General features: G+C 44.0%; 5 protein-coding genes and 1 riboswitch. All 5 genes read left to right on the plus strand.

What is annotated here, in order from left to right; all coding sequences use genetic code 11:
- The first annotated feature begins 126 nt into the window (after positions 1-126).
- The 5 genes from FFM78_RS06045 to purB all read left to right on the plus strand — a co-directional run bounded on the left by FFM78_RS06045 (position 127) and on the right by purB (position 5749).
- On the plus strand, positions 127-762 hold the full coding sequence (locus FFM78_RS06045; RefSeq protein ID WP_137637544.1) for a glycoside hydrolase family 73 protein: 636 nt from the start codon (positions 127-129) through the stop codon (positions 760-762).
- Positions 763-1048: 286 nt separating this feature from the next.
- Positions 1049-1147, plus strand: a riboswitch (purine riboswitch).
- Positions 1148-1244: 97 nt separating this feature from the next.
- Complete coding sequence (locus FFM78_RS06050) at positions 1245-1841, plus strand: xanthine phosphoribosyltransferase (RefSeq protein WP_137637545.1); 597 nt, start codon at positions 1245-1247, stop codon at positions 1839-1841.
- Entirely contained in the window at positions 1831-3159 is a 1329-nt protein-coding gene (locus FFM78_RS06055; protein ID WP_137637546.1) for a nucleobase:cation symporter-2 family protein, read from the plus strand. The genes FFM78_RS06050 and FFM78_RS06055 overlap by 11 nt, the downstream gene beginning before the upstream one ends.
- Positions 3160-3267: 108 nt before the next feature.
- Complete coding sequence (locus tag FFM78_RS06060) at positions 3268-4401, plus strand: 5-(carboxyamino)imidazole ribonucleotide synthase (protein ID WP_137637547.1); 1134 nt, start codon at positions 3268-3270, stop codon at positions 4399-4401.
- Positions 4402-4441: 40 nt separating this feature from the next.
- Positions 4442-5749 (plus strand): adenylosuccinate lyase, encoded by a 1308-nt coding sequence (gene purB, locus FFM78_RS06065; RefSeq protein WP_137637548.1) that lies wholly within the window; start codon positions 4442-4444, stop codon positions 5747-5749.
- Positions 5750-6000 lie beyond the last annotated feature (251 nt).

Raw genomic sequence — 6000 nt, forward strand, 5'->3', positions numbered from 1 at the left:
CTTGTGTTCCGTTTTTAGTTACAGTAATTTTAAGGGAAAATTAGCGGTCAATTGCACTAAATTTGTGTACAATAGAGACAATATCATTATTTTTAGTTGGTGCAGTAATTCAAGGTAGGTGTTTGCGTGGCAAAAAAACGAAAAAAAGGGAAATTATGGCAGCAACTAGGCCTGCCCCAGATTATTTTAGCTGCTTTGGTCGTTGCTTTTGTTGGCTTGTTATTAGTGCGCTTGCTAGGCGAACAGCCACGCGTTGATGTGGCGGATACTGCCGCGGTGCGTCAGGAAAGTATTCAGCGGCAGCACCATGCGTTTATCACCAGTTTAGCGCCGGAAGCCCAGCGTTTGCAGTTAACTTATCATATTTTACCTAGTGTAACGATCGCCCAGGCAATTTTAGAATCTGATTGGGGCACTAGTCAATTGGCCAGTAAGTATCATAATTTGTTTGGGGTCAAAGGGACTGACCCAACTACGTCACAACTCTTGTCGACTAAGGAATATCGTAATGGCCAGTGGATCGAGATTCGTGCGCGTTTTCAGGTTTATAGTAGCGATACTGCAGCGTTGGCGGCACACGCTAAGTTATTGGCGCGGGGGACGACCTGGAACACGCAACAATATCAGCATGTTGTGGCGGCGACTAATTACAAAGCGGCGGCCACAGCTCTGCAGCAGGCGGGCTACGCCACTGATCCCACGTATGCCGAAAAATTGATCAATGTGATCGAAACGTATAAGTTAAATCAATATGATCAATGATCGTTCGGATTTTAATGCTTTAGTCTATTGAGGAAAACAAGGAAGAAATGGCACTGTATAAGGCTTAATTTAGTTACTATACGCCTTTGCTCACCGTTTCAAGTTTTGTTTGGCCGCTTAGTTAAAACCAAATGAAATCTGATTGATCCTTATTGTCATTCGGAATTAACTGTGCTAAAGTTATAATTAATTTGGACGTGCACTAAATTGATTGACAGTATAAAATAGTCAATTAGGTCGGATCCACAGTTGCGTAATTTAATGAATTCAACTGGGTTGCGGCAATCGCTATTTCAATAGAACTGCTTATATAATGCCATAATTTGGTTGGCGAGTTTCTACCCAGGACCGTAAATTCTGGACTATAAGCAAAATAGGTGGTCATACCGCTTCTTTTGCCGTTCCTGCGTAAAAGAAGCTTTTTTAGAAGCAACACGGTGTCAGTGCTAATAAATTCATATCTTATTTTGGAGGTTATAATTATGAAGTTGCTCGAGGAGCGAATTCGTCGTGATGGTCAAGTATTGGAAGGCAACGTTTTGAAGGTGGATAATTTCTTAAACCATCAAGTTGATCCCGATTTGATGTTTGCGATGGGTGAAGAATTTGCCCAATCATTCCGTGGTAATGGGATCACTAAAGTATTGACGGTGGAATCATCGGGAATTGCACCAGCTCTGCTGACTGGGTTACAGTTGCACGTGCCGGTTATCTTTGCCCGTAAGCACAAGAGTTTGACCTTGGTTAATGATCTTTATACGGCAACTGTCTATTCATACACTAAAAAAGTTAGTAATGAAATTTCGATTTCTAAGAAATTTTTAGGCGCGGATGATAAAGTTCTGATCATTGATGATTTTCTGGCTAATGGGCAGGCCGTTGCTGGTTTGATTCAGGTTTGCGAACAAGCTCATGCTGAAATTAAAGGGGTCGGTATCGCCATCGAGAAAACATTCCAACGCGGGCATGAATTGATCAAAGAGAAAGGAATTCGCCTTGAGTCATTAGCTCAAATCGCTGCCTTTGAAAATGGTCAGGTCGTTTTTGTCGATGATAAGGAGCAAGCAAATGCAGAATAAGCAGGTCGTCAGCGTGTCACACCCTAAGGCGGCGGCTTTAGGGCTACAGCATTTGTTGGCCATGTATTCTGGTTCTGTTTTAGTTCCGCTATTGATTGGGACATCGCTTCATTTTTCTGCCAGCCAGATGACTTATCTTGTTTCCATTGACATCTTCATGTGCGGCTTGGCAACCTTACTACAGATTTGGACAAATCGCTTTGTCGGCATTGGTTTACCGGTTGTTTTAGGCTGTGCAGTCCAGGCCGTTGAACCGTTGAAAATGATCGGAGAACGTTTTTCCATCGGCACCATGTACGGGGCGATTATTGCTGCAGGTGCCTTTGTGTTTTTGATCGCCGGGGCCTTTTCTAAAATTAAGCGGCTGTTTCCACCATTGGTCACGGGTACCTTGATCACGGTCATTGGATTAACCTTGATCCCCGTTGCTTTTACCAATTTAGGTGGTGGCGATGCCACCGCTAAAAGCTTTGGTTCACCAGATTCGTTAGCGGTAGGATTTTTAACGGTAGTTGTGATTTTGGCAGTCAATGTTTGGGGTGTTGGCTTCTTGCGCCAGATCGCAGTTTTGATCGGTTTGTTGGTTGGAACGATCGTGGCTGCCTTGATGGGTATGGTTTCGCTGCAGCCGGTGGCGCAAGCCAGTTGGTTACATTTTCCCCAACCATTTTACTTTGGGGCACCGCATTTTGAGTGGTCGTCGATCGTGACGATGATCTTGGTTTCGCTGGTTTCCATGGTGGAATCCACCGGGGTGTTCTTTGCGTTAGGTGACATTACCAACCGTAAAATCGAAGGTAGCGACTTGAAGAAGGGCTATCGAGCTGAAGGCTTAGCGGTGATGCTAGGCGGTATTTTTAATACTTTTCCCTACACAACGTTTTCGCAAAATGTGGGTTTAGTGCAATTATCCGGGATCAAGACCCGCAAGCCGATTTTTTATTCAGCCGGTTTTCTAATTTTATTGGGTCTATTACCTAAGGTTGGCGCGATGGCAACGATCATTCCCACGCCAGTATTAGGTGGGGCAATGCTGGTTATGTTTGGCATGGTGGCTATTCAAGGTATTCGCATGTTGAGCCATGTTGATTTTCGTAATGATAAGAATGTGTTGATCGCGGCACTTTCAATTGGCCTGGGCTTAGGTGTCAGTGTTGAACCAACTATTTTCCAAGCCTTACCTAAAACTTTGCAATTGTTGCTTGGCAATGGGATCGTTATGGCCAGTTTATCGGCAGTGTTGCTCAACTTGATTTTACGGCCGCGGCAACCAGAAGCTGATCTTGAAGAAGAGGATGGCTTAAACGAAACTGAATAAGGCTGCCGCAATAGCGTACAGTTAGTTGCACCATATTTTGACGGGTCGCGACGGCTTATGCTACGATGGAAGCAAATTGAACGCCAGTAAATGAAGGTTGTGAGAAATTTGACTGCAGTTATTTATCCAGATAGTATGATCGGGATCATTGGTGGTGACGCCAACAGTAAATTGTTGGCCTTAGCCGCAAAAAAATTAGGTTTCCGGGTGGGCATTTTAACTGATACTTTAGATAGCCCGGCGGCTGGGGTTGCCGACATTACCGAAATGGGTGCTTTGAATTCAGTGACTAACTTACAAAAATTAGCGCAGTTTTGTGATGCCTTAACGTATCAGTATGAAAATATTGATACCAGTGTTTTGGAACAATTAAATGCAGTTAATTTGCCCCAAGGAACTGATATTTTAGCCATTACTCAGGATCGCCAGTTGGAAAAAGTTTTCTTTGAAAGTCATAATCTGAATATTGCGCCTTACGCGACGATCGTCGATATTGATGATATTTATGATGCGGTAGCGTCGATCGGGTATCCCTGTGTGTTAAAGCCGATTCAAAAGGGTTACGGTAAACAATTTCAACGAATTATTTACGGTGAAGCGGATATTGCTGGTTGTAAGGAGTATTTAACCTCCGGCACCTATATTTTGGAATCTTGGGTACCTTACGAAAGCGAACTAGCGATCATGGTCGCTAAGGATGCGGATAAAAAACTTACTTACATGCCAGTAGTTGAGGACGTGTTTGTGGATCATGAATTATTTGAAACCATTGTCCCGGCGCGGATCAAACCAGCAGTAATGGCCGAAGTTCAGCGAATCGCTGAACTCGTCGGTAATGCCTTAGATTATGTAGGGGTGTTCGGTATTGAATTTTTCCTAACCGCTGCTGACACGCTTTACGTAAAACGTCTGATCCCAGGACCGCACACTTCCGGCAATATTTTTAATGAAGCTACCAATGTTTCGCAGTATGAATTGCATTTAAGAACTCTGTGTCACTGGCCGTTACCGCAGATCAAATTATTAAGTCCTGCAGTATCCGTGACGATTCCGAAGCGGTTATTGACCGATACCTTTACTCAGGTTTTGATCAAACCAGACTGGCATTTTTATTATTATTTAGATAATGCCCAAGAGGACAATGATCGTGCCGGACATGTTACCATTTTGACCAACGATACGCGCCGTACTTTGGAACAGATCTACGACACCGAAATTTGGAATCCACTGGCAAAAAAATAATTTCACCACATAAACTACAAAAAGTGAGGCTTACTTTACTATGTTAGAACGTTATACGCGCCCAGCAATGGGGCACATTTGGACCGATCAAAATCGTTATCAGGCATGGTTGGAAGTAGAAACTTTAGCGGATGAAGCATGGGCACAGATCGGTGAGGTGCCTAAGGAAGATGCTGCGAAGATTCGGCAGAAGGCAACGTTTAATGTTGAGCGGATCGCTGAACTGGAAAAGCAAACGAAGCATGATGTGGTGGCGTTCACCCGGGATGTTTCGGAAAGCCTAGGCCCAGAGAAAAAATGGGTTCATTATGGTTTGACGTCAACGGATGTTGTGGACACCGCGTTTGGTTACTTAATGAAACAAGCTAATGACCTAATTCGCCAAGATATTCAAAATTTGATCGACGTCTTAGCGAAACAAGCTAAAACTTATAAGTACACGGTGATGATGGGCCGTACTCATGGTGTTCATGCTGAGCCCACCACATTTGGTCTCCGGATGGCACAATGGTATGCTGAAATGAAGCGTAATCAAGAACGGTTTGAACACGCTGCTAAAGGCGTAGAAGCCGGTAAGATTAGTGGCGCGGTTGGGACTTTTGCCAACATCCCGCCATTTGTTGAAAAATATGTGACCGCGCACCTAGGCATTCGGGCCCAAGATATTTCGACCCAAGTTTTGCCGCGGGATCTGCATGCTGAATATATTGCAACTATGGCCTTGATCGCCACATCGATCGAGCGTTTTGCGACTGAAGTGCGTTCATTACAGCGAACTGAGATCCATGAAGTTGAAGAGTTCTTCGCTGCAGGTCAAAAGGGTTCTTCGGCAATGCCGCATAAGCGCAATCCGATCGGTTCCGAAAACGTGACTGGCTTGGCGCGAGTTATTCGGGGGCACATGATCACTGCTTATGAAGACGTGCCATTGTGGCATGATCGCGACATTTCCCACAGCTCAGCCGAACGGATCATTATTCCCGATACAACAGGCTTACTGGATTACATTTTACAGCGGTTTACGAAGATCTTAGATACTTTGACGATCTTCCCTGAAAAGATGCGGCGTAATATGGATGTGACGTTTGGTTTGATCTATAGTCAGCGGGTTATGCTGAAGTTGATCGAAAGCGGCATGAGTCGTGAGGCGGCTTATGATCTTGTTCAGCCCAAAACAGCTGTTGCCTGGGATGAGAAAAAAGCTTTCCGGCCATTACTGGAAGCTGATCCGAAGATCACCAGTGCATTAAGTCCCAGTGATCTAGATGATGCTTTTGATTATCATTGGCATCTGCGGCACGTGGATGAAATCTTTGCCCGCGTTGGGTTAGCTGAAAAGTCAGTCTAAAATTTTTGGCTCTTTGTCAAATCCTGTTGATGAATAGCTTTTACAGAGTTGAAAGTCATGCGACTTTCAACTCTGTTTTTTTCATTGGTTTTGTTCTCATTTGCCGTAACTTAATACGTGAAATCATATGATGGTAATTACGGAATCCAAATGTAAGCACCAAATAACTGACCGACTATCAAACTAACTAAATCCAAGTTATGATTACCTCATCAAATAATTGGTGAGGTGATTTTTATTGGCAAAACCCG

It is taken from the genome of Loigolactobacillus binensis (assembly GCF_005405165.1).
Lineage (GTDB): Bacteria > Bacillota > Bacilli > Lactobacillales > Lactobacillaceae > Loigolactobacillus > Loigolactobacillus binensis.